Below are 23521 nucleotides of genomic sequence, written 5' to 3' on the forward strand. Positions count from 1 at the left end.
CGCCGCCGAACCACGGGTCGGCGGCTGTGACGTTCCTCGCGTCAGCGCGCGGTCACGGAGACGCCGCCGTTGCCCTGCGGGACGAGCTCGATGAAGACCTTGCCCGGCTTCAGCGTCACGGGCTTGCCGCCCGCGACGAGCGTGATCGGCGCGGACGCGTTCTTCTTGCTCCAGCGCGCGTCGAGCATCCTGCCACCGCTGAGCACGGCGGCCTTCCCGCTGCCGGTGAACACCGTCTCGGGGACAGGGTTGCCGGCAGGGTCGCGGTAGCCGGCGTCGCCCTGTCGCGTGTAGAGGACGAGGACGGTGTCGGGCTTGAAGTCCTTGCCCTTCTCCGCGTGGCCGTTGACCCGGCGGTAGTGGCCGGACTCGAGCTGCCAGCGCGTCGCCGTGCCCGCGGAGAACCGCACCGAGAAGGCGGTGGCCTTGCGGGTGCCCGGGGTCGGCTGGGGACCGAAGGTCAGGTACGGCGGAGGGACTGCAGCCTTCGCCGACGTGTACTTCTCGGCGTAGGCGTCGAGGTCGAGCAGCCGGTCGTACGGAGCGTTCTTGGCGGGGTCGCGCGTGAGCGGCAGGTTGCCGGTGTCCTCGCTGTGGAAGTCGACCCCGGCGCCCTTGATCTTGCGGACCGCGACACCCGCACCGCCGGAGGCGATCAGGTGTCCGCCGGTCGGCTTGACGAGCGCGATGTCGGTCGTGCGGGTGGAGCGTACGTGCCCGACCTTCGACGGCGTCTGCGAGTAGAAGATCGCGGCGAGGCGGGTGAGCCCGCCCTCGACGAGCTCCTCGACCACCAGGTCGGCCCGCGAGAGCCCGTACTGCGGCGCACCGGCGTCGGTGTTCTCGATCTTGACGAGGAACGAGGGGTGGTCGGGGAGCCCCTTCTCGGACGCGATGCCCGTGAAGGGGTTCGCGCGGACCAGGGTCGCGGCCTTGCGGCTCGCGTCCGGTGTGGCCGCCGTGGTGGGCTTCGCGGCAGGCTGTTCGTCGCCTCCGCCCGAGCAGGCAGCGGCGAGGAGGAGGGCTGCGGCGACGAGCGTCGCGCGGACCGCGGTTCGGGGGTGAGTGCTCACGGGCATGCTCCCATGGTGAAGCAGGGCCGGTGCCCCTCGAGGCACCGGCCCTGCCGTGTCGTGATGTACGGGTCGGATCAGCCGCGGAGGCGGAGCGTGCCCGCGGACCAGCCGCGGGTCCAGATCCGCTCGACCTTCACCCGGCTGCCGGAGTACGGCGAGTGGAGGATGCGACCCTTCCCCCAGTAGATGCCCACGTGGTACTTGCGGGATCCACCGAAGAAGACGAGGTCGCCCTTGCGGATGTTGCGCTTCTTGATCTTGCGGACGCGCTGGTACTGGGAGTTCGCGGTGCGCGGGAGCTTCATCCCGGCCTTGCGGAACGAGTACGACGTCAGGCCCGAGCAGTCGAACGCGCCGGGGCCGCTGGCGCCGTAGCGGTACGGATCGCCCTTCTGGCGAGCGGCGACGCGGGCGGCGGTGCCGATGCGGTTCGCACGGCGCTGCTTGGCCCTGGCCTGCCTCAGCTGCTTGGCCGTGGAGGCCTTGAGCTTCGAGGCGGTCGCCGTCTTGGTCGTGGTGGTGGAGGTGGCAGCGCTGGCGGACTGGCCGGTCGTGAAGACCATGGCGAGGGCAGCGAGCGATGCGATAGGCAGCGCAACGAGGCGCCGCATCCGGGGGGTCGCGAGCATGTTGTGTGGGGTTTCCCTTCCACGCCTGCGAAGTGAGCTGTCGGATTAGGGCCGAAGGATGGCCCTGCCCTGTGAAAGGACTTCACCCCGAGCACGCATGACCGCGAGCGGTCTTCGTGCAGAGTTGGTTCCTCCGCTCCTGCCCGTCGGTGTGTCGGTGAAAGGGGGCGTGTGCAGGCGGGCAGGGTTCGGCGTTTCCCACACACGATGTTCAGTTGTGCGGTCCGACCCGGTCGCGTCCCGGTCTGACCCCATATGCGGTTGTGTGGCCGAATCCGGGCCGCGGGCAACAGTAGGCAATCTCTCCCAAGGGCTCAAACCGGTCGAATGTCACCCACCATGTTCTTGGGCACACGTCCAGCGGTCGAAGCCTGCTATCACAGGGATCTACGAGGCAGCCCGTGACGATGATCACGATTTATCTCGATAGCGTCACAGGACGATAACAAGAGGTCGGGCCGGAAGCGAGCCGAACCGCCACAGAGTGGACAAACCGTCCGGGTCGACCGTCAGCCTGCGAGTGAACGGACCCCGCGTACGGCGTCCACCACCGCCGCCGCGACCCCCTCGAGGTCCGCAGGCGTTGACGCGGTGAAGCGCACCGCCGTACGAGCCACCTCCGACTCGATCCCCAGCGCGAGCAGCACCTCCGAAGCGTCGTCCGAGCCAGCCGCACAGGCGGAACCGCTCGAGCACACGATGCCGTGGTCCTGCTCCAGACCGAGCAGCACGGCCTCTCCCGCCGTGCCGGGGAAGCAGAACGAGGCGTGGCCGGGGAGGCGGCGTACAGGGTCGCCCGTCAGGAAGGCGCCTTCGGCACCGGCCAGGACCTCGCGGACGAACTCGTCACGGGCCCGGGCAAGGTCCGCGACCGGTCCACGGGGACGTGGCCCGTGCGGCGTCACCTCGATCGCGAGCGACAACGCCGCGGCGAGGCCGACCGCGGCCGCGACGTTCTCCGTGCCCGAACGACGACCGCGCTCCTGGCCTCCCCCGTGCACCAGCGGCTCGAGCGCCAACCCGCGGCGTACCCACAGCGCTCCGCTCCCCTTCGGCGCCCCGAGCTTGTGGCCGCTCAGCGAGAGTGCATCGACGCCGAGATCGGCCACGTCGACCGCGACCGCGCCCATCGCCTGGACCGCGTCGGTGTGCACCAGCGCCCCGTGACGCCGGGCGATCTCGGCGAGCTCCACGACGGGCTGGAGCGTCCCGATCTCGTTGTTGGCCAGCATGACCGAGACGACCGCCGTCTCCGGACCGATCAACCGCTGGGCCTGATCGAGGTCTACGACGCCTCGCGCATCGACGTCGAGGTGGTCGACGCGGAACCCGTGGTGGCGCTCGAGGTAGCCGCACGCCTCCAGAACCGCCGGGTGCTCGATGCGTGAGGTGACCACGTGGCGGCCGCGCGGCCGGGCGAGGGCGAGCCCCTTCAGGGCGAGGTTGTCGGCCTCGGTGCCGCCGGAGGTCCAGACGATCTCCGCGGCGCGTCCGCCCACGGCGGCGGCGACGTCGCGCCGGGCGGACTCGAGCGCCCGCGCGGCCGCGTCACCGAGCGCGTGGTGGCTCGAGGGGTTGCCGAACTCCCCGGTGAGGAACGGCCACATCGCCTCCAGCACCTCCCGGCGTACGGGCGTCGTCGCGGCCGCGTCGAGGTAGCGCACTCAGACCGCCACCTCGACGTCCAGCCCCAGGTCGAGCGCCGTCACGCTGTGGGTGAGAGCCCCGACCGAGATGAGGTCGACCCCGGTCTCGGCCACGTCGCGGATCCCCGGGAGGGTGATGCCGCCGCTGGCCTCGACCAGGGCCCGGCCGTCCACCTTCTCGACGCCGGTACGGAGGTCCTCGAGCGAGAAGTTGTCGAGCATGACCGTGTCGACGCCGGCGGCGAGGACCGCGTCGAGCTGGTCGAGCCGGTCCACCTCGACCTCCAGGTGGACGGTGTGCGGGAGCGCCGCACGTGCAGCGCGCAGGGCCGCGGTGATGCGCTCGGGGTCGTCGCCGAGGACGGCGAGGTGGTTGTCCTTGGCCATCACGGCGTCCGACAGGGAGTAGCGGTGGTTGTGGCCGCCGCCGCAGCGTACGGCGTACCGCTCGAACGCTCGCAGGCCCGGCGTCGTCTTGCGGGTGTCGACGATGCGGACGCCGGTGCCGGCGACGGCGTCGACGTAGGCGCGGGTCGCGGTGGCGATGCCGGACATCCGCTGGGCGAAGTTGAGCGCGACGCGCTCTGCGCGCAGCACGCCGCGTGCCGGTCCGACGATCGTCGCGACCACGGTGCCGGCGACGAGACCGTCGCCGTCTTCGCGCTCGGGCCGCACGGCGATCGTCGGGTCGACGGCGGTGAACGTCGCCGCCACGACCCCGACGCCGGCCAGCACACCGGGCTGTCGAGCGACCATCCGCGCCGACGCGACCGCGTCGGAGGGGACCAGCACCTCGCCGGTGACGTCGCCCCACGGGGCGTCCTCGTGCAGTGCAGCGGCCACGGCGGTGGCGATGACGGCGTCGGTCAGCATGCGTGGTCTCCCTTGCGCACCCACGAGAGGTGCCGGTCGAAGGCGGGGTCGCGACGGGGGAAGTCGCGGCGGTCGTGCGCGCCGCGCGACTCCGTGCGGGCGAGCGCGGCAGCGACCACCAGCCGGGCGACCTCCAGGAGGTTGGCGTCCTCGTACGACGCAGCCGTCCTGTCGTCGGCCGTCGTCCACCCCGCGAGGGTGTCCGACGCGGCGCTCAGCGTCGCACCGTCCCGGACCAGGCCGGCGGCGGTCCACATGATCTCCTGGAGCTCCGCCCGCTCCATCGGCTGGGCGTCCTCGGAGACGGGGGCCGGCGCGTACGGTGTCGGCTCCCCCTCGAAGACCGCCGGGGCAGGGGCACCGAGCGCCGGCACGCAGCGCAGCGCGGTCACCGCACCCTCGAGCAGCGAGTTGGAGGCGAGGCGGTTGGCACCGTGCAGCCCGGTGCAGGCGGCCTCGCCGACGGCGTACAGGCCGGGGAGGCTCGTCCGCCCCGCGAGGTCGGTCCGGACACCGCCCATGAAGTAGTGCGCGGCCGGGGTGACCGGGATCGGCTCGCGGTCCCAGCGGAGCCCGTGCGCCCGGCAGCGCGCGTCGAGACCCGGGAACCGGCGGGCGAGGAAGTCGGCGCCGAGCGCCGTCGCGTCGAGGAGCACGGGCGTACCGCCCTGCTCGCGCATGACGCGGGCGATCTCCCGGGCGACGACGTCGCGGGGGGCGAGCTCGGCGTCGGGGTGGACCTCGGTCATGAACCGCCGACCGGCGGTGTCGCGCAGGACGGCTCCCTCTCCGCGTACGGCCTCGGAGATCAGGCCGCCGCCCGGGACGGCGAGACGGGTGGGATGGAACTGGTACATCTCGAGGTCGGCGACGACGGCGCCTGCGCGCAGCGCGAGAGCCAGCCCGTCGCCGGTCGCGACCAGCGGGTTGGTGGTGTGGGCGTAGAGCTGGCCGGCACCACCGGTGGCCAGGACGACCGCGTCGGCGTCGATCGTCCACGGGAGTCCACTGGGGACGCCGACGCAGACCACGCCTGTCACCGCACCGTCTCGGACGACGAGGTCGGTCACGAGGGCCTGCTCCCGGACGACGACCGCGCCGGAACGCACCTTCGCCGCGAGCGCTCGGACGATCTCCGCCCCGGTCGCGTCCCCGTCGGCGTGCAGGATGCGCGGCGCCGAGTGCGCTGCCTCGAGGCCCAGCGCGAGCCGCCCGTCGACACGGTCGAACCGCGTGCCCCAGCGCATCAGCGCCGACACCGCGTCCGGACCGTCGCCGCAGACCGTCTCGGCGACCGTCGGGTCGACCAGGCCGGCTCCGGCGGAGACCGTGTCTGCCACGTGCGCGGACACCGAGTCGTCGACGCCGGGCCGCGCGGCCGCGTCGAGGACGACCGCGATGCCGCCCTGTGCGTACCGCGTCGTCGCCTCACCCAGGGCGCCCTTGGTGATCAGCACGACGTCGTGCTCGGCGCTGGCCTCGACCGCGACGGTCATGCCGGCGATGCCGCTGCCGACGACCACGACGCGGCGACGCACGGCGCTCACCGCTGCTCCGGCGGACGGGCGGCGAGCATGCGCTCGAGCGCGACGTGAGCTCCGTCGGAGACCCGGACGTCGACCTGGATCCGGTTCTCGATCCGCCCTTCGACGAGGCTCTCGAGCACCCAGGCGAGGTAGCCGGGGTGGATCCGGTACATCGTCGAGCACGGGCACACCACCGGGTCGAGGCAGAAGATCGTGTGCTCGGGGTGCTCCGCAGCGAGCCGCTGCACGAGGTTGATCTCCGTGCCGATCGCGAAGGTCGTGCCTGCCGGCGCGGCCTGGACCGCCTTGCGGATGTAGTCGGTCGAGCCCGCCTCGCCGGCGGCGTCCACGACCGGCATCGGGCACTCCGGGTGGACGATCACCCGGACGTCGGGGTGATCGGCACGTGCCTTCTCGATCTGCGCGACGGTGAAGCGCTTGTGGACCGAGCAGAACCCGTGCCAGAGCAGGACCTTCGCGTCGAGGAGGGTCTGCTCGTCGTTGCCCCCGAGGGGCTTGCGCGGGTTCCACATCGGCATCGCGTCGAGGCTGACCCCCATCGCCTTCGCGGTGTTGCGGCCGAGGTGCTGATCGGGGAAGAAGAGGACGCGCTGGCCTCGGTCGAACGCCCAGCGCAGCACTGTCTCGGCGTTCGACGACGTGCAGACGATCCCTCCGTGGTCGCCGCAGAAGCCCTTCAGCGCGGCGGACGAGTTCATGTAGGTCACCGGGATCACCGGCACCTTGCCGTCGGCGTCGGGCTCGGTGCCGTACACCGCCTCGAGCTCCGCCCACGCCTGCTCGACGGAGTCGATGTCGGCCATGTCGGCCATCGAGCACCCGGCCGCGAGGTTGGGCAGGATCACGGCCTGCTCGGGTCCCGAGAGGATGTCGGCGGTCTCCGCCATGAAGTGGACGCCGCAGAAGACGATGGCCTCGGCCTCGGGACGGGTGAGGGCCGCGTTCGCGAGCTGGAACGAGTCACCGACGAAGTCGGCGTGCTTGACGACCTCGTCGCGCTGGTAGAAGTGCCCGAGGATCACCAGCCGGTCGCCGAGCGTCTCCTTGGCGGCACGGATGCGTGCGTCGAGCTCGTCGGCCGGCATCTGCGTGTACGCGGCGGGGAGCACGCCCTGCCGGGGCGCCTCGGCAGGGATCGGATCGGCCATCGACGCGCCGGGACCGTACGACGGGGGCGCGAGGTCGAACGTCCAGGGTCCGTCGGCGAGGTCGGGCGCGCAGGTGGCTCCGGGTGCGCTCCGGACGACGGTGTCGACTGAGGTCATGTTCGTTGCCTTCCTGGAGGGAGCCGGCAGAGCCGGCGGGTGCGGTGCAGCCGTGCGAGGCACGTCAGAGCCGCGTGAGGGGTCCGTTGTCGGCGAGGTCGCTCGCCGCGCGATGTCGGTAGAGCATGGGCGGTCGGTGCCTGCCTCCGACGAGGTGCTCGCCGGTCGGCTCCACGCCACCGCTCGACTCGACCTGGCGGCGGAAGTTGGCGGGGTCGAGCGTGCGCTGGAGGACGACCTCGTACACCTGCCGCAGCTGGGCGAGGGTGAAGGTCTCGCCCAGGAAGGCCTGCGCGATCCGCGAGTACTCCATCTTGGTCCGCAGCCGCCACAGGGCGTACTCCACGATCGTGGCGTGGTCGAACGCGAGCTCGGGCGGGTGGTCAGCGGCGTGCCACGCGACGTTCTCGTCCTCGATCCCCCGCTCGGCCTCCTCGGGGCGGACCAGCGCCCAGTAGACGACCGAGATGACGCGAGGACCGGGGACGGGTCTGGGCGCCCGGTCGACGTGGCCGAACGTGTAGAGCTGCTCGAGGTACGTCGGGCTCAGTGCCGTCGTCTCAACGAGGGTGCGGCGCGCGGTGTCCGTGAGGTCCTCGTCCGGGCGGACCGGCCCTCCGGGGAGGGCCCAGCTGCCCTCGTACGGCTCGCGGACGCGGCGGACCAGCGGCATCCACAGCGCCGTGCAGTCGGCCCGGGGGTCGTGGCGCAGCGCGAAGATGACGGTGGACACCGCGATCTCGATCCCGTGCATGGCTCCCACTCCTCCGGACGACGAGGCTGCTGGAGTAAGTGTCGCCTCGACCTGAACACATAATAGTCATAGGCACCCTTACTCGCCACCGCGGCATGCCCCTGCCCACGGAATGAGACGTCGAGACAGGAGGCCGGGGACGGCGGCGCGCTGCGAAGAGGTCAGGCGACCGCGCCGGCGCGGCGGCGCTTCTCCTCGTACATCCGCGCGTCCGCGACGGCGTAGAGGTCGCTCGTCACGAAGCCCTCGCTCGAAGACGCCAGACCCATGCTCAGCCCGATGCCGGAGGCCCTGGGGACCGCCGTCAACGACACCACGCGCGCACCGAGCTGGATGCGGTCCATCACCAGCTGCGCCTCCACCGGGTCCGCGTCGGCCAGCACGACCGCGAACTCGTCGCCCCCGACGCGCGCCGACCGGTCGCCGCTGCGGACGTTGCTCCGGATCACGTCCGCGACGGCCCGCAGGGCGACGTCGCCGGCAGCGTGACCGTACGTGTCGTTGAGCTCCTTGAGGCGGTCGACGTCGACGACGATCAGGCTCACCTCACCGCGTGCGGCAGCGACCTCGGCGATCCACTCGTCGAACGCACGTCGGTTGCCGAGGCCCGTGAGCGCGTCCTCTCGGGCGGCACGGACCGCGGCATCGTGGGCACGCGACCGCTCGTAGCCGGCGATCGCCGCACGCATCATCTCGAGGTCGCTCTGGTGCTGCTGACGCCAGGCCCACGCGATGCTCCGGCCGTAGCCGAGCCCGGCACCGGCGGACGGGTACCCCATGGCGTCGGCCACCCGCAGCGTCGCCCAGCGCACGTACCGCTGGACGTTGAGGTCGTCGACGCCTTCGAGCCGGATCAGCGCCCGACGGGCCTCGCGCTGCGCCTCGGCGATCTCGCCGACCTCGACGTACGCGACCGCCAGCAGCGCCGTCGCCTCCATCTCGAAGCCGGGGTGTGCGGACTCGTTGAGGTTGCTGCGGCACACGTGCAGCTCACCGATCCAGCGACCGGGCTCCGACGGCCAGGCGGCGGCCGCCCGCAGGTAGCGCGCCAGCGGGAAGACCGCACCCTCGACCTGCTCCGTCGACGCCAGCGCCAGCGACCGCTCCGCCCACCGGACCACCTCGGCGCGGCGCAGCTCGACCTCGTCGTCGAGGTCCGGGTCCATGAGCATGTCGAGCTCCTTGACCCAGTGGTAGCTCACGGTCGCGAGGTTGCGGGCGTCGAGCGCGCGCGAGCCGGCGATGTCGAGGATGCGCTCGTCGATCGCGATGGCCCCCTCGTAGTGCGGGACCGCGAGCTCGAAGAGCCCGAACCTCTCGTACGCCTGGCCGAGCTGCGTGTGCGCCCACGCGCGCAGCCCGTCACGACCCGAGGCCCGCAGCTCGTACTCCGCCCTGACGAGGTCTTCGACGGCGTCGGCCGGCCGGTTGTCCTGGAGCACGGCGATGGCGCGCGTGGCGCAGCCGATCGCCACCCAGCCCGGCTCGTCCAGCGCCAGTCCGATCGCCTGGCAGGCTGCGGCAGCGCGCGACGCCTGCCCGACGGCGCCGTCCTGGATCGCCGCCGTGGCGAGGGCGTACTCGGCGAGCGCGCGCTGCTCCGACGGGTCACGACCGAGATCGCGCAGCAGGTTCTTCATCGCCGACGCTGCGAACGCACCATCGCCACCCCGGACGGCCGCGAGCGCGGTCGTCAGACTGGCGGCATGCGACGACGTGATCGAAGAGGTCATCGCACTCCTTCCCGAGCCCACCGCCAGTATCGCCGCAAACGTCCGTTTCCAGGCGTTCTTTACAGACAAGTTCATGCAGGGGTCACGCCCTGCACGGATTGCACCACCCGCCCGATAGCCTGGGGGCGATGAGCGGCTCACCGGTAGCGCGCCGACTCGCGCTCGGTCTCGCTGCCGCGCTCGCACTGGCCGGCTGCTCGGACGCATCCCGGTCCGACGCCCCGCAGCGGTCCTCGCCGACGCCGACCGCCACCGCGGTCACGCCCTCCCCCGCGCCGTCGCCCACTGCGACCGGGGCGTCGCCGACGGCGGCCACGCCGACACCGCACGAGGCGCTGGCGGACCTCACGTTCGCGCAGGTCGTCGGGCAGGTCTTCATGACGGGCACGCTGGCGTCGCGGGCGGACGGGGCCACGCTCGAGGCGGTCCGCGAGAACCACGTCGGCAACGTGATGCTCCGCGGCCGGAGCGAGGAAGGGGTCGCCACGACGGCGCGGGTGGCACGCACCCTGCAGGCGGAGGTCGATGCCGACTCCACCGGGTCCGTGCGGCTCCTCGTGTCGACCGACCAGGAGGGCGGGCTCGTGCAGGTGCTCCGCGGCCCCGGGTTCAGCGAGATCCCGTCTGCCGCGACGCAGGGCGGGTGGCCGACGGCGACCCTGCAGCGACGGGCGACGACCTGGGGTCAGCAGCTGCGCAGAGCAGGGATCGACATGAACCTCGCGCCCGTCCTGGACACGGTGCCGAGCCCGCGATTCGCGCCGCGCAACGCCCCGATCGGGGCCTTCGACCGCCACTACGGCTACACCCCTGAGATCGTCTCCCGCCAAGGACTCGCCTTCTTCGCGGGGATGGAGGGCGCCGACGTCCTCGCTGCCGTCAAGCACTTCCCCGGGCTCGGTCGCGTGACCGCGAACACGGACACCACCGGCGACGTCCACGACACGCGGACCCGCGCCGACGACCCGTACCTCCAGCCCTTCGAGGACGCCATCGCCGCCGGTGCCCGCGTGATCATGATGTCGACGGCGATCTACGACCGGATCGACCCGCGCCAGCCCGCGGCGTTCTCGCGGCCGGTCGTCACCGGACTCCTGCGTGAAGGCCTGGGGTTCGACGGCGTCGTCATCTCCGACGACCTCTCCTCAGCCGCACAGGTGTCCGACCGACCGCCCGGCCGTCGCGCCGTCGACTTCCTCCGCGCGGGCGGTGACCTCGTGCTCGCCGTCGACCCCGCGCAGATGCCGGAGATGACTGCGGCCGTCGCAGCACAGGCGAGCAAGGACCCGGCCTTCCGCGCCCGCGTGTACGAGGCAGCGGCGCGCGTCGTCGCGCTCAAGCAGCCCCGCTCCGCGACGTCCTGACCCGTCAGCGGTCGCGCAACCTCCGGAATACGTTCGTCCGGGCGAGGTCCAGCACCTCGTCACCGCGACCGGAGAGCACCGTCTTGAGCGCGTAGAGGGTGAAACCCTTTGCCTGCGCGGCCGTGATGTTCGGGGGGATCGACAGCTCCTGCCGCGCGACCGCCACCTCGACCAGCGCCGGTCCCAGGGCGTCGAACGCCTCCGCGACAGCCGCTGAGAGACGGTCCGGCTGGTCGACCCGCTCGCCGTGCATGCCCATCGCGCGGGCGATCGCCGCGAAGCTCGGGTTCGTCAGATCGGTGCCGAAGTTGACGATGCCCGCGGCCTTCATCTCCAGCTCGACGAACGCGAGCGAGGCGTTGTTGAACACCACCACCTTCACGGGCAGGCGTTGCTGGACGAGCGTGATGAGATCGCCGAGCAGCATCGACAGCCCGCCGTCGCCGCACAGCGCCACCACCTGCCGGTCCGGGTAGGCGGCCTGAGCGCCGATGGCGTGACCGAGCGCGTTCGCCATCGTCCCGTGCGTGAACGAACCGACGATCGAGCGCCGTCCGTTCATCCGCAGGTAGCGGGCGGCCCAGATGACCGGCGTACCGACATCGCACGTGAACACGGCGTCGGCGGTCGCCGTCTCCGAGACCGTGCGCGCGACGTACTGGGGGTGAAGCGGCCCTTCGGTACCCGGGACAGCGAGATCGTCGAGACTCTTCCTCGCCTTCGCGTAGTGCTCGAGCATCGAACGCAGGTGTGCGTCGTCGCTGCGCGGCTCGATCATCGGCGTGATCGCACGCAGCGTGTCTCCGACGTCCCCGACGAGCCCGAGGTCGACCGGCGTCCGCTTGCCGAGCTGCTCACCGCGAAGGTCGACCTGGACCACGGTGGCGTGCTCGGGGAAGAACTGGGGGTACGGGAAGTCCGTACCGAGCATCAGGAGGGCGTCGCACGCCTCCATCGCGCGGTAGCCCGACGAGAATCCGAGCAGACCGGTCATGCCCACGTCGTACGGGTTGTCGTGCTCGACGTACTCCTTGCCCCGCATCGCGTGCACGATCGGCGCCTTCAGCGCCCCGGCGACCGCGAGGAGCTCGTCGTGCGCCCCCGCACATCCTGCACCGGCGAGGATGGTGACCTTGCCGGCTCGTCCGAGGAGCTCGGCGGCCCGTCGGAGGTCGCGTTCGGCCGGAACGACGTGGCTACGGGGTGTCTCGATCGCCGTCGGTGGCCGGCGCCCTGACGCGTCCGCCTGCATGACGTCACCCGGCACGACCACCACGGCCACGCCACGCTCGGCCACCGCCGTACGGAAGGCGATCTCGAGGATCCTCGGCAGCTGCTCGGGCACTCCGGCCATCTCGCAGTAGACGGAGCACTCGCGGAACAGGTCCTGAGGGTGCGTCTCCTGGAAATAGCCGCTGCCGATCTCGCTGCTCGGGATGTGAGAGGCGATCGCGACGACCGGGACACGGCTCCGCTGGGCGTCGAAGAGGCCGTTGACGAGGTGGAGGTTGCCCGGTCCGCAGCTTGCGGCGACCACGGCGACCTCTCCGGTCAGGTGCGCGTCGGCAGCGGCTGCCAACGCGGCGACCTCCTCGTGGCGTACGTGGACCCACTCCAGCGTTCCGTCCTTGCGCAGTGCATCGGTGAACGCGTTCAGAGAGTCGCCCGGCAGTCCGTAGATCCGCGAGACGCCGGCGGCCTTCACCGTCTCGATCATCACCTGGGCGGTGGTCGGCATAGGCGCTCCTCCGGTTGCGGCTCCCTCCCATCGTCACATCGGCGCGCCGTGAAGGCAGGAATCACGCGGCGCGCGCCGGCGTTGCCGTGGTCGTGGATGCCGCTGCGCTCGCTGGACGCCTCACTCGGGTCGCCGAGCAGCTCGACGTGCTCCGACGCGACCACGCGTCGATCGTCGCCGCGTCGGCGGCGTCGAACTCCGACGACGAGCACGACCCGGAGGGCGCGACGATCGCCTGGGAGCGCGAGCAGGTCGCCGCCCTCATCAAGAGGCTGGAGGACGAGCGCGACGAGCTGACCGAGGCGACGGCACGCATCGCGGCGGGCGCGTACGGGGTGTGCGAGAGGTGCGGGCGGCCGATCCCCGACGAGCGGCTCGCCGTACGACCGGCCGCCCGCACCTGCGTCGGCTGCGGCTGATCAGCCCTTGCGGTTGGCCGCGATCCGGCTGCCGAGGAACGCACTGTAGGCGACGAGGCCGACGGCGGCGAGCTTGCGCGTGCGACGCGAGACGAGGCCGAGTCCGAGCGCGACCTCCGTCGCGCCGTTGCGCTTGATCCACTCACCGGTGTTCTGCGGGAAGGCGGCCTCGTTGATCGAGGCGAACGCCTGCGGCGTGACGAAGTGCGCGGCGCCGGTGGCGGCGATCACGGTGCCGGCGAGCGGTGCGAGCTTGGACATGCGCTTCTCCTCGAGTTGGGAACGATCGTGACAGTACCTGTGTCACATGGACGTGACAAGGCGGGCGACCTAGGCTGGGCGGCAGGGCCTAAGACATCCCGGAGGAGCATCGTGGGCGTGTTTCGCAGCAAGAGCGTGCAGGACGAGGTGACGAGCACCGCGTCCGGTGAGCCGTACGACCCGGAACGCACGGCCGTCACCTCCGTGACGGGGTCGACCGCCTTCGGCGTCACCTGGCAGATCGATCCCTCCGCGCCGCTCCCGGCCGATCCGGAGCCCCTCGAAGAGGCGGAGCCTGAGGAGGAGCCGACCGACGAGCTCGCCGACTCGCTCGGGCAGTGGCTGCGGTCACGGACGCGGGGCGACGCCGAGGCCTGACTTGGGGGGCACGTACCCTGGTACAGACTTGGGAGCGCCCGGCTCCCGCCGACGTTCTCGGAGCTTCCCCCATGCACACCTCGCACGCCCCTGTCCGGCGCGTCCACGCCCTCGTCCTGGCGCTCGCTGTCGCACTCGGCCTCTCGATGCTCGTCGCCGCACCGGCGCACGCCGCGACCGGCACGGTGACCGGTCGTGTCCTGCTGAACAGCACGGCGACGCCGGCGGCCGGCATGTCGGTCGGGATCGAGTCGGTGTACCCCACCGCCAAGTACGCGAAGTGGATCTTCGCGGGTGGCGACGGCAGGTTCTCCCTCACCGGGGTGCCCGACGGCACCTACACGGTCCGCACCCACGACGCCGATGACGCCTACGCCGACGAGTACCACGGCGACGCATGGTACGTCGGTGACGCGACGGAGGTCGTGGTCAAGAACGGCAACACCCAAGCGCTCGGCGACATCGTCCTCGAGAAGGCGGGCTTCATCAAGGGCACGGTCAAGGACGAGTTCGGCAAGCCGGTCGCCGGCGCGTCGGTGAGCTTCCGCCAGTCGGAGAGCTCCGGAGGCTACGGAGTCACGACGAAGGCCGACGGCACGTACGACAACCAGACGGGCGAGTGGTCGAAGGACCTCCTCCCCGGCAGCTTCTGGGTGAGCGTCTCCGTCTACGACGCCGACTCGACCAACCGCGGCTGGCCGTACTACTACGTCGACGAAGAGGTCGTGGTGACGCCCGGCACGACCACCACGTTCGACGTCATCCTCAAGGAGCGCCCCACGGTCGACTTCACCGTCCTCGATCCCGCCGGCAAGCCCCTCGTGGACGCCCCGCTCAACATCCGCGTCCTGCGCGATGGCGTCTGGGACTGGATCAACTCCGGTCCGCACACGACCGACGCGGAGGGCCGCTACCGCTTCACCGACTACTACCCGGCGTTCAAGGTCTACTTCGGACTCCCCACGGGCTACTCCGGTCCGGCAGCGGTCGGCGAGTACTGGAAGGACGCCTCCTCGTTCGAGACGGCGACTCCCGTGACGTTCCCGACGCCCCAGACGCACGCCGCCTACACCGTCCAGCTCGGCCCCGCCCAGGTCGTCGCGCCGGTGATCACCCCGCGCACGCCGGCACTCTCGGGAAGCGCGCGCAGCGGTCAGACGCTGCGGGCCAGCGCCGGCACGTGGAGCCCGGCGGGCGTGGCTCTGCGCTACCAGTGGCGCGCCAACGGCGCCGCGATCTCTGGCGCGACGGCCACCGCGCTGCGGCTGACCAACGCGTTCGCGGGCAAGCGGATCTCGGTCACGGTCACCGGTTCGAGGTCCGGCTCCACGACCGTCGCGCGGACGTCTGCAGCCACCGCGCCGGTCGTCGGCACCCTCTCCGCGAAGACGCCGCGGATCGCGGGCAAGGTCAAGAAGGGCAAGAAGCTCAAGGCCAAGACCGCGGCCTGGGGTCCGAGCCCGGTCCGACTGACCTACCAGTGGTACCGCAACGGCAAGAAGATCGCGAAGGCCAAGAAGACGTCGTACACGCTCACCAAGCGGGACGTCGGCAAGCGCATCACCGTCAAGGTCACGGGCAAGCGCACCTGGTACGCGACCGTGACGAAGACCAGCAAGAAGACGGCACGGGTGAAGAAGTAGCCCGTCCCCTCTCGCTGACGCCGGCCCTTCCCGTACCGGGGAGGGCCGGCATCGCTTTCGGGATCAGACCTCAGGCTCCGGCGGAACGGTCTGCGGGCTGACCACGCCGGCGATCCGCGTCACGGCGCCGGGCAGATCAGGCACGCGCTCGATCGCGACACCGTGCCGCGGCTCGGGGACGTCGACCCGCTTCCAGCCGGGACCGCCGATCAGGACCAGCATGGGTGTGACGGCGGTGTCCTGGATCGAGTGAAGCAGGCTGCCGTTCGGGCGTCGCATCGACGCCCAGACGAACGCGACCCGAGGACGTGAGCGCACGATCTCGTCGACCATCGACGTTGCCGGGACCCTGCCTCCGAGCGAGCGGCTCGCGACCGCGGACTCGGCGAGCGCCGCCGACAGAGCTGCGACCGGGAGCGAGTGCTGCTCCTCCTCGGCGGTTGCCAGCAGGACGTCGGTGTCCACCGTCCCCCGAGTGCGAGGCTCGGCTCTCACGGCCGCGCCCCGCAGGGCCGTCAGGATCACCTCGGTGGTGAGGTGCTCGCCGGCGACCCCGAACGCAGGGTCTCGCCAGAGGTCTCCGACCGCCTGGAGCAGCGGGACGAGCACCTCGTCCCAGGCACGCATCACGCCGCGACGAACGATCGCCCGGCTGACGTGGCGCGCCATCGCGGCGGTGTCGCCGCGTGCGCCCGCCGCGAGCAGGACGGACACCAGCTCGCCACTGATCTGCTCCTGCGCCCTGCCGAGCGCCATCGGAGACACGTGGGGGTCCGCGCGCACTGCTTCGACGGCGACCTGGGGCGACATGCCGTCGCTCACCAGTCGGGCGACGACCGCGAGCCGACCGACGTCCCCTTCGGAGTAGCGCCGGTGTCCTCCGCTGCTGCGTCCTGACGGCGTGAGCCCGTAGCGGCGCTCCCACGTGCGCAGCGTGGCGGCGGGCACACCGATGCGGGCGGCGACAGCCTGCACGCTCAGTCCCTCGGGAGGGGGTGGCATCCGTTACCTCTCCTCGGTCAGCATCCGGGCCAGGGTACAAACTTCGCCATGAAATTGCAGGTTTGAATCATTTCCAGTGGGTACCTGGGTATAGCGATCACCGGTACCGCAAGGATTTGGCGCGAGCAAATTGGTTCACCCCCGTGGTGGGTGAACAAGTTCTCGTGCTACGTTCTTACCCTCAGTTGGAAGGAGTAACATCATGAACAGCACGATCTCCCGTCTCCCGATGCCGCTGATCGACTCTTACGAGTGGCAGTTCGACGGAGCCTGCCGCGACGCCGATGTAGCCACCTTCTTCAGCCCCGAGGACGAGCGCGGCTCGAAGCGGCTCGCCCGCGAGGCCAAAGCCAAGGAATATTGCGCAGCCTGCCCGGTCGTCGCCTCGTGCTTGGAGCACGCACTCCGGGTCCAGGAGCCGTTCGGAGTCTGGGGCGGCCTCAACACCCGCGAACGCACCGACCTCCTCGCCAGCGGCGGTGTCCGGCACGCCTCCTGATTTTCGGTCGCACTGCGACTGAACGCTGGTCCTAGCCGCCGGCGAGCCACTCCTTCCCGGGCGAGCTCGCCGGCGGCTAGTCTTTGCTCGACCCCGGGCAGCCGGCGCCCGGCGATTCGAGGAGTGACCCGTGCACGATGCGTCGGACCCGGCCCCGCGACGACTTTCCGCCCGCCTGCTCTGCCTCCTCGGTGCAGCCGTCCTCGGCACGACCGTCCTGGTCGGTGCGCCCGCGTACGCGGCTGACACCGGCTCGGTGAGCGGTCGCGTCCTCTTCCACCCAGGCGTCGATGACACGACGGCGGCGGACGGCATCGGCATCGAGCTGTACAGCGTCAACCAGACCGACGTCGTCGTCGCTGAGGCCGAGACAGAGGCGGACGGCACCTTCACCGCGCCCGCCATTCCTGACGGCACCTACGTCCTCCGCACCTCCGGTGCTCCCGAACCGTACGCCGACGAGTACTACGGCGACGCGTGGATGCCGACCAACGGCACGCGGATCAGGGTCCGAGGTCAGGGCGTCGACATCGAAGACATCGTCCTGGAGCAGGCCGGCTTCGTGCGCGGTGGCGTGACGAACGAGGACGGCGCCCCTGTCGAGGCGTCCCTCTACATCGCCGAGGGCGCCGGCAGCCAGGGTCGACACTTCACGACCGGGCCCGACGGCTCGTTCGACACCCGCGACGCCGACCTTCCGGACCTCGTCGCAGGCGACTACCGGGTCTACGTGAGTGCAGGCAACAACGCTGAGGGCTATCCCTACGCGACTTCGCAGACAGCGGTCGAGGTCACGCCGGGGCAGGTCGCCCTGGTGGACGTCCAGCTCGCCGTACTCTCGACCGTCGACTTCACCGTTCTCGGACCCGACGGGATGCCGCTCCCCCACGCTCTGGTGGTGGTCTACCACCTCGTCGGCGGTCAGTGGCAGGAGGGGCACGCCGGTCGAACCGCCGCGGACGCTGCCGGCCACTTCCGGCCAGCGAGCCGAACGGGCACCTTCAAGTACCTCTTCGCCCTCCCCGAAGAGGGCTACTCAGGACCGCCGGCCGTCGCGGAGTACTGGAAGGACACCTACACGCTGGCCGAGGCGACGATCGTCGACTTCCGCGGGCCGGAGAGCCACCGCGAGTTCACGGTGCAGCTCGGTCCGGCACCGAAGATCACCGCGGCAGCTCCGACGGTCTCCGGCACCGCCCGCACGGGCTCGACGCTGCGTGCCAACCCGGGCCGGTGGGCACCGACGGGACTCCACTTGCGCTACCAGTGGCGCACGAACGGCTCCGCGATCCCCGGCGCCACGTCGTCTGCGCTGCGGGTCACCAACGCGTACGCGGGCAAGCGGATGTCGGTCACGGTGACGGCCACCAAGGAGGGTCATGTCCCCGCCACCAGGACCTCTGCGACGACCTCCCCGTCGATCGGTGTCCTCTCGGCACGTGTCCCGAAGATCGCCGGCAAGGCCACGAACGGCACGAAGCTCAGGGTGCGCACCAGGTCTTGGGGACCGGGCAGGGTGGATCTCCGCTTCCGCTGGTACCGCAACGGCAAGAAGATCCCGCACGCGACCCACAAGACCTACCGACTGACGAGGAAGGACGTCGGCAAGCGCATCCGCGTGAAGGTCACCGGCAAGCGCGTCTCGTACGCCACCACCAGCCGGACGAGCAAGAAGACCGCGAAGGTCAGGCGCTGAGCACCGGCTGCGCATCCCGTCAGGCCGGATACGGGATCCGGCGGCGGGCATCCTTCAGGACCGTCGCCCACCAGTCGAGCTGCTCGAGCATCGCCTTGGCATACACCCCCGCCTGATCGTCGTGGGGCAGACCCGCGTCCATGTCGAAGTTCAGGTAGTAGTTCGGGAACGACAGCCCGTCGCGGATCGTGACCGCGTGCAGCTCGGTGAGGACGTTTTCGAGGTGCAGCACGGCGTGGCGTCCACCGGCCGCTCCCCCATAGCTGACGAACGCCACAGGCTTCGCCGTCCACTGGGTGAAATGCCAGTCGATCGCCGCCTTGAGCGACGCGGGATAGCTGTGGTTGTACTCGGGGGTCACGATGACGAAAGCGTCGGCGGCCTCGAACCGTGCCGTCAGGTCGAGCATCCCCGCTGGGCGCGGATAGGCCTCCCCCGCCAGCTTCGGCGACTCCGCCGGCAGTGCCAGCGGAACGTCCGCGTTCGCGAGGTCGACCACATCGACGTCGAACCCTCCGTGGGCGCCCGCCTGCTCGGCGACCCATGAGGCCACCACCGGCCCGAAACGACCCTCGCGGACGCTGCCGACGAGGATGACAAGTCTGCTGTTCTCGCTCATGCCTCTCAGCGTGGGGCGGACCGCGCGATGCAACCAGACCGCGCTGAGGCTGGCCCCGGCAGGGCCACGTTCACGTGGGGTGGAGCGGCTCGTCGCGCCGTACTGTTGAGGGCATGAGCACGCCCCTCGGCGACTTCGTGCGCGCACGACGCGACCGCACGACGCCGGAGTCCCTCGGTCTACCGGCCGGCGTACGGCGCCGAGCCCCTGGTCTGCGCCGCATGGAGCTGGCGGCTCTCGCCGGCATCAGCGTCGAGTACCTCACCCGCATCGAGCAGGGGCGCGACCGCAACCCCTCGATCCAGGTCGTGCACGCCCTCGCCGAGGCGTTGCGGCTCGACGTCAACGACCGCGAGCACCTCCACAACCTCACGAAGGCGACGTCAGGCGAGTGTGTCAGTGTCGTTCCGCACCGCACGTCGGTGCGGCCGACCGTCCAGGCGATCCTCGACCAGCTCGAGCCGGGGGTCGCCGCGGTCGTCAACCGGATCGGTGACCTGCTCTCCCACACCGCCGGCTTCGAGCAGCTCGTCGGCCCGCTCGGGGTTCTCGACACACCGGACCCGAACCTGACCCGATTCGTCCTCACCGACAACAGGGCGCGCCTGGCGTTCCCCGAGTGGGAACGGATCGCCGACGAGCGGGTGGCAGAGCTGTGGCAGGGCCCCACGACGGACCGCTCCAGGCTGTTCGTCGCCGAGATGACGGCGGTGGTCGGTGATGCGTTCACCCGTCGCCTCAACGCCCACACCGCACCTTCACGCGGGACGCAACGCTGGATCCATCCGGTTGCCGGCGAGCTGCGCCTGGACTGTGAGGTCCTCGACCTGCCGGCCGTCGACAGCCAGCAGATCATGGTCCTTCTCCCCGCCGACGACGCGACGGCGACCGCACTCGAGTCGCTGCACCGACGCGCGGCCGGGTCGCTGCGGGCCGTCTGACGCAACGTCGGCTGCTGGCAGTGACAGCGGCCGCGCCCTGTCTCGGAGACACAGAGGCGCTCCTGGCCGATGGCCGGGAGCGCCTCTGAGTTGTGCGAAGAGACCCCCCGCAAATGATGCGTAGACCTCTTGGCTGTGCTGTGTGTGTGGAGCTGGCGGGAATCGAACCCGCGTCCTTCAGCGCAGGACCAGGACTTCTCCGAGCGCAGTCTGCGATGTCGTGTTCTCAGCCCCGACGCTCGCGCAGACGCGTCGTCGACAGGCTCAGTCGCTGTGAATGTCCCCTGTCAGTCCCGCGACCGGGCTAACAGAGCAAGCCTCCTAGCTGAGGCCGGTTACTGGGACGGAGGCGTTCCCAGGCCGACCCTCCGCTTAGCTCGCCTCAGGCGGCGAGGGCGAAGTCAGTGCGCTGTGTATTGGCACTTATTGGTTTCCAAGGAACGTTTACGAGATGACCTTGGATTCTCGGCTCGCTTCTCCTGGTGCGTACGACCAAAGTCGAAACCGATCAGCCCCGCTGTTCAGTTGTCTCCCGAAGGATACCTGGTCCAACCGCCGAGCGACGACCGGTATTCCCACGTGCCGCGTGCACCCCGGGTCAGGCGTCGAACAGCCGGAGACCGTTGCGCCAGAGCACGTCGCGCAGCCAGTCGTCGCCCAGGCCGAGGCGGACCAGCGACTCGACCTGGTGCGCGTACGCGTACGGGATGTTGGGGAAGTCGGATCCCAGGAGCACGCGGTCCTGCAGGTCCCGCAGGCGCGGTAGGAGATCACGCGGGTACGGCGTCGTGTCCTCGGTGAAGTCGGTGAACACCATCGTGGTGTCGAGCCGAACGTTCGGGTAGCGCTCGGCCATCACGAGGAAGTCCTCGTACTCCGGGATGCCCATGTGCGCGACGATCATCGGCAGCGTCGGGTACGCGGCCAGCACACGGCCGATCAGCTCCGGGCCGGTGTACGTCCCCGGAGCAGGCCCGGAGCCGGCGTGCACCACGACCGGCACCTGGGCATCGGCGATCGCACCCCAGACGGGGTCGAGCAGCGGATCGGTCGGGTCGAAGTCTCCGACCTGGAGGTGGGTCTTGAAGATCTCCACGCCGTCGGAGATCGCACGACGGACGTACGCACCTGCCTCGGGCTCGGGATAGAAGGTCGCCGACCGCAACGCGTTGCCGTTGCCCGCGGCGAACTCCGCGGCCCAGGCGTTGAGGAACTCCGACATGCCTGCCTTGTGCGCGTACGGGAGGGCGGAGTAGCGGAGCACACCGAGCGTGCCGAGGTACTCGACGCGCTCCTCCACGGGAAAGCGGTAACGGATGGGCCACTCTCGACCCGTCATCGGCCCGACGGCGTCGAAGTACGACCAGACCTTGTCCATCACCCGCGGCGGCAAGAAGTGCACGTGAGCGTCGAAGAGGCCCGGGATCCCCAGCTCGGCCGCGAAGGCGGGAAGGTCCTCGTCCTGCAGGGCGAGGCTCTCACGGGCGGACGTCATCCGGGCATCCCCTTCACCCGGCGTCCGACCTCCGCCTGGACCTCACGGGTGGCCTGACGCTGGGCGATCGCCTGGCGCTTGTCCCACGCCTTCTTGCCGCGCGCAACGGCGATCTCGACCTTCGCACGGCCGTCGGTGAAGTAGAGCGACAGCGGGATGAGCGTGACGCCCGGTGTCGCGACCGCCTTCTCGATCCTCTCGATCTCGCGCCGGTGGAGAAGCAGCTTGCGCTTGCGGCGGGCCGAGTGGTTGGTCCAGGTGCCCTGCGCGTACTCAGGGATGTGGACGCCGTGCATCCACACCTCGCCGCCCTCGATGTCGGCCCACCCGTCGGTGAGGTTCGCGCGCCCCTCCCGCAACGACTTGACCTCGGTGCCGGACAGCACGATCCCCGCCTCGTACAGGTCGTCGAGGTGGTACTCGTGGCGCGCCTTGCGGTTCTGCGCGATCAGCTTCTTGCCGGTCTCCTTGGCCATTCGCCCATTCTCCCAGCCGTGTCCAGCAGATTCACGTGCGGGCGCATACGGTTCGTAGGTGGAGGAGGGGGCTCGGGACACCCGGTGGAGCGGCCTCGTCGTCTGTCTCGTCGCCGGCTTCATGACGCTGCTCGACGTGAGCATCGTCAACGTCGCCCTCCCGTCGATCCGTGAAGGCCTCGATGCCTCCGACGCCCAGATCCAGCTGATCGTCGCCGGCTACTCGCTCGCGTTCGGGATCGCCCTCGTCCCCGCCGGCCGGCTCGGCGACGCGCTCAGCCGCCGCACGGTTTTCTGTGTCGGCCTGGTCGTCTTCACGACCGCCAGCGCCATGGCCGGCGCCGCCTCGGACCCCGGATGGCTCGCGGCGGCACGAATCGTTCAGGGCATCGGCGGCGGCCTGATCAACCCGCAGGTCTCGGGGTTCATCCAGAACCTGTTCCAGGGCGACGAGCGCGCACGTGCGTTCGGCCTCTTCGGCGCCACCGTCGGCATCTCGACCGCTGTCGGCCCTCTGCTCGGGGGCGCACTCGTCTCCCTCGGCGGTGCGGAGCACGGCTGGCGATACGTCTTCTTCGTCAACGTCCCTGTCGGCGTCGTGGCTCTGGTCCTCGCGTTGCGCTGGCTGCCGCGGTCCCAGCCGCATCACCGAGAGTCGCTCGACCCGGTCGGCGTGCTGCTGTTCGCGACCGCCACACTTCTGGTGCTCCTTCCCCTGGTCGAGGGCGGGAGCAGCGACGCGCTGTCATCGCGTCCCTGGTGGCTGATCGGCGTCGCGGCCGTTCTGCTGCTCGCCCTCGGGCTCTGGGAGCGCTGGTGGGCGCGGTCCGGTCGCGCGACGCTCGTCGACATGACGCTCCTGCGCGTCCGGTCGTACATGCTCGGGCTCGGCCTGGGCACCCTCTACTTCGCCGGCTTCACGTCGATCTTCCTCGTCCTCACGCTCTACCTCCAGAACGGGCTCGGCTACAGCGCGTTCGAGGCCGGACTCACGCAGATGCCGTTCGCGCTGGGCTCAGCGGTCGCGGCGGCGCTCGGCGGTCGCCTCGTCAACCGGTACGGCCGCGCGCTGGTCGTGGTCGGTCTGGTCATGGTGGTCACCGGGCTGGTCGTCGTGGACCTCCTCGTCCCCCACCTCGACACTCACGTCGGACTGTGGCTCGCCGCACCGCTGGCGGTGGCCGGGTTCGGCGGGGGTCTCGTCATCTCGCCGAACGTCACGATCACGCTGTCCGAGGTCGACATCCGCCGTGCCGGTGTCGGCGGCGGGATGCTCCAGACGGCGCAGCGGGTCGGCAGCGCGATCGGCGTCGCGCTGGTACTCGCCCAGTTCTTCAGCCGGCTCGCGGTCGACGGCGACTACGCGGAGTCGATGAGCCTGGCGCTGCGGACCACGATCGCGTTCGTCGTCGGCGCGCTGGCGCTCGGGCTGGCCGATCTCCTGACCAGTCGGCGGGAGAGCTGATG

The 23521-nt window shown here is 70.7% G+C and carries 22 protein-coding genes, 1 other RNA gene and 1 riboswitch; of the genes, 8 read left to right on the top strand and 15 right to left on the bottom strand.

The window, feature by feature from the left end:
* Positions 1-41 precede the first annotated feature (41 nt).
* From AB3M34_RS17200 to AB3M34_RS17235, 8 genes are all read right to left on the bottom strand, one after another.
* Complete coding sequence (locus AB3M34_RS17200) at positions 42-1079, bottom strand: DUF3048 domain-containing protein (RefSeq protein ID WP_370615777.1); 1038 nt, start codon at positions 1077-1079, stop codon at positions 42-44.
* A 71-nt stretch (positions 1080-1150) separates the two neighbouring features.
* On the bottom strand, positions 1151-1705 hold the full coding sequence (locus AB3M34_RS17205) for a C40 family peptidase (protein ID WP_370615778.1): 555 nt from the start codon (positions 1703-1705) through the stop codon (positions 1151-1153).
* A gap of 7 nt (positions 1706-1712) precedes the next feature.
* A riboswitch (cyclic di-AMP (ydaO/yuaA leader) is annotated at positions 1713-1875 on the bottom strand.
* A 339-nt stretch (positions 1876-2214) separates the two neighbouring features.
* Positions 2215-3369, bottom strand: a complete 1155-nt coding sequence (locus AB3M34_RS17210; RefSeq protein WP_370615780.1) for a cysteine desulfurase family protein — start codon at positions 3367-3369, stop codon at positions 2215-2217.
* Positions 3370-4224, bottom strand: a complete 855-nt coding sequence (gene nadC, locus AB3M34_RS17215; RefSeq protein ID WP_370615781.1) for a carboxylating nicotinate-nucleotide diphosphorylase — start codon at positions 4222-4224, stop codon at positions 3370-3372. It lies immediately after the preceding gene.
* Positions 4218-5771: an L-aspartate oxidase gene (gene nadB, locus AB3M34_RS17220; protein ID WP_370615783.1), complete on the bottom strand. Its 1554-nt coding sequence runs from the start codon at positions 5769-5771 to the stop codon at positions 4218-4220. The genes nadC and nadB overlap by 7 nt, the downstream gene beginning before the upstream one ends.
* Positions 5768-7036 carry a quinolinate synthase NadA gene (gene nadA / locus AB3M34_RS17225; RefSeq protein WP_370615784.1) on the bottom strand — a complete coding sequence of 423 codons (1269 nt, stop codon included), beginning with the start codon at positions 7034-7036 and terminating at the stop codon, positions 5768-5770. The genes nadB and nadA overlap by 4 nt, the downstream gene beginning before the upstream one ends.
* Positions 7037-7100: 64 nt before the next feature.
* Positions 7101-7790 carry an NUDIX hydrolase gene (locus AB3M34_RS17230; RefSeq protein WP_370615786.1) on the bottom strand — a complete coding sequence of 230 codons (690 nt, stop codon included), beginning with the start codon at positions 7788-7790 and terminating at the stop codon, positions 7101-7103.
* A gap of 161 nt (positions 7791-7951) precedes the next feature.
* Positions 7952-9523 (bottom strand): GGDEF domain-containing protein, encoded by a 1572-nt coding sequence (locus AB3M34_RS17235; protein WP_370615788.1) that lies wholly within the window; start codon positions 9521-9523, stop codon positions 7952-7954.
* Between the two features lie 128 nt (positions 9524-9651).
* Between AB3M34_RS17235 and AB3M34_RS17240 the strand changes: the two genes are divergently transcribed.
* Positions 9652-10887, top strand: a complete 1236-nt coding sequence (locus AB3M34_RS17240; protein WP_370615789.1) for a glycoside hydrolase family 3 N-terminal domain-containing protein — start codon at positions 9652-9654, stop codon at positions 10885-10887.
* 4 nt (positions 10888-10891) lie between these two features.
* On the opposite strand, the gene poxB is transcribed toward AB3M34_RS17240, so the two are convergent.
* Entirely contained in the window at positions 10892-12625 is a 1734-nt protein-coding gene (gene poxB, locus AB3M34_RS17245) for a ubiquinone-dependent pyruvate dehydrogenase (protein ID WP_370615791.1), read from the bottom strand.
* Positions 12626-12711: 86 nt separating this feature from the next.
* Here poxB and AB3M34_RS17250 point away from each other — a divergent pair, with 86 nt between their 5' ends.
* Positions 12712-13044 (top strand): TraR/DksA C4-type zinc finger protein, encoded by a 333-nt coding sequence (locus AB3M34_RS17250; protein WP_370615792.1) that lies wholly within the window; start codon positions 12712-12714, stop codon positions 13042-13044.
* Here AB3M34_RS17250 and AB3M34_RS17255 read toward each other — a convergent pair whose 3' ends face one another.
* Positions 13045-13305 carry a hypothetical protein gene (locus AB3M34_RS17255; RefSeq protein ID WP_370615793.1) on the bottom strand — a complete coding sequence of 87 codons (261 nt, stop codon included), beginning with the start codon at positions 13303-13305 and terminating at the stop codon, positions 13045-13047.
* A 117-nt stretch (positions 13306-13422) separates the two neighbouring features.
* On the opposite strand from AB3M34_RS17255, the gene AB3M34_RS17260 reads away from it, so the two are divergent.
* Positions 13423-13683 carry a hypothetical protein gene (locus AB3M34_RS17260; RefSeq protein WP_370615795.1) on the top strand — a complete coding sequence of 87 codons (261 nt, stop codon included), beginning with the start codon at positions 13423-13425 and terminating at the stop codon, positions 13681-13683.
* Between the two features lie 71 nt (positions 13684-13754).
* Positions 13755-15326, top strand: a complete 1572-nt coding sequence (locus tag AB3M34_RS17265; RefSeq protein ID WP_370615797.1) for a carboxypeptidase regulatory-like domain-containing protein — start codon at positions 13755-13757, stop codon at positions 15324-15326.
* Positions 15327-15389: 63 nt separating this feature from the next.
* On the opposite strand, the gene AB3M34_RS17270 is transcribed toward AB3M34_RS17265, so the two are convergent.
* A complete protein-coding gene (locus AB3M34_RS17270) occupies positions 15390-16328 on the bottom strand; it encodes a MerR family transcriptional regulator (protein ID WP_370615798.1) in 939 nt (312 codons plus the stop codon).
* Positions 16329-16530: 202 nt separating this feature from the next.
* Between AB3M34_RS17270 and AB3M34_RS17275 the strand changes: the two genes are divergently transcribed.
* Positions 16531-16827 (top strand): WhiB family transcriptional regulator, encoded by a 297-nt coding sequence (locus AB3M34_RS17275; RefSeq protein WP_370615800.1) that lies wholly within the window; start codon positions 16531-16533, stop codon positions 16825-16827.
* 130 nt (positions 16828-16957) lie between these two features.
* Positions 16958-18523 (top strand): hypothetical protein, encoded by a 1566-nt coding sequence (locus AB3M34_RS17280; RefSeq protein ID WP_370615801.1) that lies wholly within the window; start codon positions 16958-16960, stop codon positions 18521-18523.
* A 19-nt stretch (positions 18524-18542) separates the two neighbouring features.
* Here AB3M34_RS17280 and AB3M34_RS17285 read toward each other — a convergent pair whose 3' ends face one another.
* Positions 18543-19142, bottom strand: coding sequence for an NADPH-dependent FMN reductase (locus tag AB3M34_RS17285; protein ID WP_370615803.1), 600 nt, complete (start codon positions 19140-19142; stop codon positions 18543-18545).
* 113 nt (positions 19143-19255) lie between these two features.
* Between AB3M34_RS17285 and AB3M34_RS17290 the strand changes: the two genes are divergently transcribed.
* Positions 19256-20083: a helix-turn-helix domain-containing protein gene (locus AB3M34_RS17290; protein WP_370615804.1), complete on the top strand. Its 828-nt coding sequence runs from the start codon at positions 19256-19258 to the stop codon at positions 20081-20083.
* Between the two features lie 144 nt (positions 20084-20227).
* On the opposite strand, the gene ssrA is transcribed toward AB3M34_RS17290, so the two are convergent.
* From ssrA to smpB, 3 genes are all read right to left on the bottom strand, one after another.
* Positions 20228-20599: a transfer-messenger RNA gene (gene ssrA / locus AB3M34_RS17295) on the bottom strand.
* A gap of 82 nt (positions 20600-20681) precedes the next feature.
* Complete coding sequence (locus tag AB3M34_RS17300; RefSeq protein ID WP_370615806.1) at positions 20682-21578, bottom strand: amidohydrolase family protein; 897 nt, start codon at positions 21576-21578, stop codon at positions 20682-20684.
* The gene (gene smpB / locus AB3M34_RS17305) at positions 21575-22054 is read right to left on the bottom strand and encodes an SsrA-binding protein SmpB (protein ID WP_370615808.1); all 480 of its coding nucleotides are present in this window, start codon (positions 22052-22054) and stop codon (positions 21575-21577) included. Before smpB ends, AB3M34_RS17300 begins: the two co-directional genes overlap by 4 nt.
* Before the next feature lie 58 nt (positions 22055-22112).
* On the opposite strand from smpB, the gene AB3M34_RS17310 reads away from it, so the two are divergent.
* Positions 22113-23519: an MFS transporter gene (locus tag AB3M34_RS17310; RefSeq protein ID WP_370615810.1), complete on the top strand. Its 1407-nt coding sequence runs from the start codon at positions 22113-22115 to the stop codon at positions 23517-23519.
* Positions 23520-23521: the final 2 nt, after the last annotated feature.

It is taken from the genome of Mumia sp. Pv4-285 (assembly GCF_041320275.1).
Taxonomy (GTDB): Bacteria; Actinomycetota; Actinomycetes; order Propionibacteriales; family Nocardioidaceae; genus Mumia; species Mumia qirimensis.

What these genes read in the sequence shown, in the direction of transcription:
- AB3M34_RS17290 (WP_370615804.1), top strand. Translation starts at nt 19,256, where the DNA reads ATGAGCACGCCCCTCGGCGACTTCGTGCGCGCACGACGCGACCGCACG.
- AB3M34_RS17275 (WP_370615800.1), top strand. Translation starts at nt 16,531, where the DNA reads ATGAACAGCACGATCTCCCGTCTCCCGATGCCGCTGATCGACTCTTAC.
- AB3M34_RS17235 (WP_370615788.1), bottom strand. Translation starts at nt 9,523, where the DNA reads ATGACCTCTTCGATCACGTCGTCGCATGCCGCCAGTCTGACGACCGCG.
- AB3M34_RS17255 (WP_370615793.1), bottom strand. Translation starts at nt 13,305, where the DNA reads ATGTCCAAGCTCGCACCGCTCGCCGGCACCGTGATCGCCGCCACCGGC.
- AB3M34_RS17240 (WP_370615789.1), top strand. Translation starts at nt 9,652, where the DNA reads ATGAGCGGCTCACCGGTAGCGCGCCGACTCGCGCTCGGTCTCGCTGCC.
- AB3M34_RS17300 (WP_370615806.1), bottom strand. Translation starts at nt 21,578, where the DNA reads ATGACGTCCGCCCGTGAGAGCCTCGCCCTGCAGGACGAGGACCTTCCC.
- AB3M34_RS17205 (WP_370615778.1), bottom strand. Translation starts at nt 1,705, where the DNA reads ATGCTCGCGACCCCCCGGATGCGGCGCCTCGTTGCGCTGCCTATCGCA.
- nadA (WP_370615784.1), bottom strand. Translation starts at nt 7,036, where the DNA reads ATGACCTCAGTCGACACCGTCGTCCGGAGCGCACCCGGAGCCACCTGC.
- AB3M34_RS17270 (WP_370615798.1), bottom strand. Translation starts at nt 16,328, where the DNA reads ATGCCACCCCCTCCCGAGGGACTGAGCGTGCAGGCTGTCGCCGCCCGC.
- AB3M34_RS17200 (WP_370615777.1), bottom strand. Translation starts at nt 1,079, where the DNA reads ATGCCCGTGAGCACTCACCCCCGAACCGCGGTCCGCGCGACGCTCGTC.
- nadC (WP_370615781.1), bottom strand. Translation starts at nt 4,224, where the DNA reads ATGCTGACCGACGCCGTCATCGCCACCGCCGTGGCCGCTGCACTGCAC.
- AB3M34_RS17230 (WP_370615786.1), bottom strand. Translation starts at nt 7,790, where the DNA reads ATGCACGGGATCGAGATCGCGGTGTCCACCGTCATCTTCGCGCTGCGC.
- AB3M34_RS17265 (WP_370615797.1), top strand. Translation starts at nt 13,755, where the DNA reads ATGCACACCTCGCACGCCCCTGTCCGGCGCGTCCACGCCCTCGTCCTG.
- smpB (WP_370615808.1), bottom strand. Translation starts at nt 22,054, where the DNA reads ATGGCCAAGGAGACCGGCAAGAAGCTGATCGCGCAGAACCGCAAGGCG.
- AB3M34_RS17285 (WP_370615803.1), bottom strand. Translation starts at nt 19,142, where the DNA reads ATGAGCGAGAACAGCAGACTTGTCATCCTCGTCGGCAGCGTCCGCGAG.
- poxB (WP_370615791.1), bottom strand. Translation starts at nt 12,625, where the DNA reads ATGCCGACCACCGCCCAGGTGATGATCGAGACGGTGAAGGCCGCCGGC.